At 75.1% G+C, this 4,043-nt stretch carries 3 protein-coding genes and 1 tRNA gene; 2 read left to right on the plus strand and 2 right to left on the minus strand.

What is annotated here, in order from left to right:
- Positions 1-122: 122 nt before the first annotated feature.
- Positions 123-1,580, minus strand: coding sequence for a lactate utilization protein B (locus RI554_10685; GenBank protein ID MDR9392482.1), 1,458 nt, complete (start codon positions 1,578-1,580; stop codon positions 123-125).
- A complete protein-coding gene (locus tag RI554_10690; protein MDR9392483.1) occupies positions 1,577-2,320 on the minus strand; it encodes a (Fe-S)-binding protein in 744 nt (247 codons plus the stop codon). The genes RI554_10685 and RI554_10690 overlap by 4 nt, the downstream gene beginning before the upstream one ends.
- Positions 2,321-2,407: 87 nt before the next feature.
- Here RI554_10690 and RI554_10695 point away from each other — a divergent pair, with 87 nt between their 5' ends.
- Together RI554_10695 and RI554_10700 are read left to right on the plus strand one after the other, a co-directional pair.
- Positions 2,408-3,433 carry an alpha/beta hydrolase gene (locus RI554_10695; GenBank protein ID MDR9392484.1) on the plus strand — a complete coding sequence of 342 codons (1,026 nt, stop codon included), beginning with the start codon at positions 2,408-2,410 and terminating at the stop codon, positions 3,431-3,433.
- A 55-nt stretch (positions 3,434-3,488) separates the two neighbouring features.
- A tRNA-Val gene (locus tag RI554_10700) sits at positions 3,489-3,563 on the plus strand.
- Positions 3,564-4,043: the final 480 nt, after the last annotated feature.

Consider the following 4,043-nt stretch of genomic DNA (forward strand, 5'->3'; position numbering starts at 1 on the left):
GAGCGAGCCCGCCGCCCGGTAGGGCCGCTCCAACGCGGCGTGCGCGGCGTCGGGGTCGTCGTCGCGAACCGGCGCGGTGGCGGCGTCCACCGCGCCGAGGATCGCCGCGCGCGCGTCGTCGTTCACGCCGGGTCACCCCCCCGCTCGCGCGCCGCCTCGCGGTCGCGCCACCAGTCCCGGAACGCCCGCCGCGGGATCGCGCGCAGGTCGCGGGCGTCGCTCCAGCCGGCCAGCGGGCCCGGCAGGTTCCGCAGGACCCCCTTGCGGACCCACGGCGCCTGGCCGAGCCGGGCGAGGCGCTGCGCCGCCTCGTAGCGGCGGGGCGTGGCGAACGCCGCCGCCGCCCCGCGGAGGGCGGCGTCGACCGCGTCCGCGGCCGGGAGGGGGTGCGCCGCGCGGCGGGCGTCGACGGTCCGGCGTCGCAGGTCGACGAGGATCGAGGGGATGTCGATCGCGACGGGGCAGACGTCGTAACAGGCGCCGCACAGGGTGCTGGCGTACGGCAGCTCGCCGTCGCGCGGCTCGCCGCGCAGTTGTGGCGTCAGGATCGCGCCGATCGGGCCGGGGTAGGTCGAGCCGTAGGCGTGCCCGCCGACCCGCTCGTAGATGGGGCAGACGTTCAGGCAGGCGCTGCAGCGGATGCAGCGCAGCGTGGCGCGGCCGACGTCGTCGGCCAACGTCGCGCTGCGCCCGCCGTCCAACAGCACCAGGTGGAAGTGGCGGGGGCCGTCGCCGCCGTGCACGCCGGTCCAGAAGCTGGTGTAGGGGTTCATGCGTTCCGCGGTGCTGGAGCGCGGCAGCGTCTGCAGGAACACCTCCAGGTCCCGCCAGGTCGGCACGACCTTCTCGATCCCCAGGACGGTGATCAACGTCTCGGGGAGGGTGGTGCACATGCGGCCGTTCCCCTCGGACTCCACGATGCAGGTCGTGCCGGTCTCCGCGACCGCGAAGTTCGCGCCGCTGATCGCGACGCGCGCCTCCAGGAACCGCTCGCGGAGGAAGCGCCGCGCCGCGCCGGCGAGGGCGGCAGGGTCGTCGCTCAGTTGGTCGGGCGTCAGGTCGAACGCGTCCAGGAACAGGCGGCGGATCTCGGCGCGGTTCTTGTGGATGGCGGGGACCAGGATGTGGCTGGGGGGTTCCTCCGCCAGCTGCACGATGAGTTCGGCGAGGTCGGTCTCGATCGCGACGACGCCGTCCTCCGCCAGCGCCCCGTTGAGGTCGATCTCGTCGGTCGTCATCGACTTCACCTTCACGACCTCGCGGACCCCCTCCGCCGCGACGAGGCGCCGCACGATGCGGTTCGCTTCGTCCGCATCCCGCGCCCAGTGCACGTGCCCGCCGGCCGCCTCGACGCGCGTCTCGAGGCGCCGCAGGTACGTCCCCAGGTTGCGCAGCGTGTGGTCCTTGATCGCCTTGCCGGCCTGGCGCAACGCCTCCCAGTCGGGGAGTTCCGCGGTGGCGTCCGCGCGCTTCGCGCGGATCGCGTGCGTGACGTGCGCCAGGTTGCGCCGCAACTGCCCGTCCTCGAGGGCGGCGGGGGCGGCCTCGTGGAACGGCAGCGGGATGCGGGCGTCGCTCACGCCGCCACCCCCTCGCGGCTCGCGAGGACCTCCGCGAGGTGCATCGTGCGCACCGCGGTGCGTTGCCGCGCGAGGCCCCCACCGATGTGCATGAGGCACGATTCGTCGGCGGCGACGACGACCTCCGCGCGGGCCTGCAGGACGTCGGCGACCTTGTCCGCCAGCATCGCCGCGCTGATCTCGGGGTTCTTGATCGCGAACGTCCCCCCGAACCCGCAGCACTGCTCGGCGCGGGGCAGTTCGCGCAGGTGGAGGCCGTCCACCGCGCGCAGCAGCTGCAGCGGGCGGTCGCCCACCCCCAACAGACGGACCGCGTGGCAGGCGGGGTGGTACGTGACGGTGTGGGGGAACGACGCCCCGACGTCGGTGACCCCGAGGTCGTCGACGAGGTACTCGCTGAACTCCCGGACGCGGGGCGTCGTCGCCGCGACCGCGGCGGCGAGCGCAGGGTCGCCGGCGCGCTCCGCGATGCCGGCGTAGGCGTGCCGGACCGTCGCGACGCACGACGCGGAGGGCGCAACGACGACGTCGGCGTCCCCGAACACGTCGACGAAGTGCCGTACGAGGGGGCGGGCGTCGCGCTCGTAGCCGGTGTTGACGTGCATCTGGCCGCAGCAGGTCTGCGCGCGGGGGAAGTCCAGCGTCACGCCGAGCCGCTCCAACACCCGCACCATCGCCTGCGCCGCCTCGGGGAACAGCGTGTCGACGTAACAGGGGACGAACAGCGAGGCTCGGGGCACGGCGACCTCCTCGGAATACGGTGCGTCGCTGCCACGATAGCGCGCGTCCGCCCCCGCCGCCCCGGGCTCGGGCGGTACCCTCGCGCCATGCCGACCGCCCCCCTGGACGACGACGTGCGCGCCCACCTCGAGGCGTTGGCGACCGACCCACCCCCGCCCCTCGGGTCGGTCCCCCTCGCCGACGTCCGCGCGAGCGACCGCGCTCTGTACGCCGCGGGCCCCCGGACGCCGGTCGCGCGCACCCGCGACGAGGTCTGGGCGGGCCCGAACGGGCCCGTGCCGGTGCGGATCTACCACCCCCGTCCCACCGAGGTCCGCCCCGCCGACGTTCACGACGGCGACGCCCCCGACGCCCACCCCCGCGTCCCCGACGTCCCGCCGGGGCTCGTGGTGCTGCTGCACGGAGGGGGGTTCGTCTTCGGGGACCTCGAGACGCACGACGAGACCGCCCGCCGCACCGCGGCGGAGGCGGGGGTCGTCGTGGTGTCGGTCGACTACCGCCTCGCGCCGGAGCACCCGTTCCCGGCCGGCGTCGAGGACGCCGCGTTCGCGACGACCGAGGCGGTGGCGCGCGCCCCGAGCCTCGGGGCCGACCCCGCCCGGGCGGTGGTGGCGGGCGACAGCGCCGGAGGGAATCTCGCGGCGGTCGTCGCCCGCCGGCTTCGCGACGCGGGCGGGCCCCCGCTCGCCGGCCAGGCGCTCGTGTACCCGACGACCGACCTGCGCCCCGACGGCGGATGGCGGTCGCGCGAGACCCTCGCGACCGGCTACGGCCTCACCCAGGACGCGATGACGTGGTTCGCGGCGCAGTACCTGCGCAGCGAGACCGACGCCCACCACCCCGACGCGTCACCGCACCTCGCGCCCGACCTTCGCGACCTGCCGCCGGCGTTCGTCCTCACCGCCGCCTTCGACCCCCTGCGCGACGAGGGGGACGCCTACGCCGACCGCCTGGCGGCGGCCGGCGTGCCGGTCGAGCACGTGCCCCTGAACGGCGCCATCCACGGGGTGTGGACGAACCCGGCGCGACTCGCGAGCGGCGAGCGCGCCTGGGCGCACCTCGCGCGCTGGATGCGTCGGGTGGCGCCCGCCGGCGCGTCCCCGACGTCCTGAACCAAGACACCGCGTTGACGTCGCGCGCGCAGGTGCCGTACACTCGCCTGCGCTCGGGCGGTTAGCTCAGCGGGAGAGCACTCGCTTCACACGCGAGGGGTCACTGGTTCAAATCCAGTACCGCCCACCACGAAGAATGCTCGTCAGGGACGACGTCCGCCGGTGTTCGCGCCGGCGGACGTTCCCGATCGCGATCGCCCGTCGCCGCGGCGTCCGGCGCTTCGGAGGAGGGCGGCGGCGAAAGTCCGAATCCCGCGCGAGGTGCGGACGCCCCGAGGCCCGTCCCTGGGCGGGCTGCGCGCCACGCACGTGGTGCGAACGTTACCGCGCGCTTTTGACCCGCCCCCGGAACGCTGGTAGCCTTCCCCTCGTTCGTCTCCGGTGCTCGTCGCGCGCACCGTCGCAAACGCACTTCGTTTCGATCGATTCCGCGCCGGCTGCGCATCCGGCTGCGCCGCGCGGATGACGCTGGGAGGACCATGGAGCACGTCCGCGACTTCCCTCACGCGGTGAGGGAGCACGAGCACGTCACGATTCCGATGAAGGACGGCACCACCCTCGCCGCCCGCATCTGGCTGCCCGAAGGGGCGGAGGACGCCCCCGTCCCCGC

The organism is Trueperaceae bacterium (assembly GCA_031581195.1).
Lineage (GTDB): Bacteria > Deinococcota > Deinococci > Deinococcales > Trueperaceae > SLSQ01.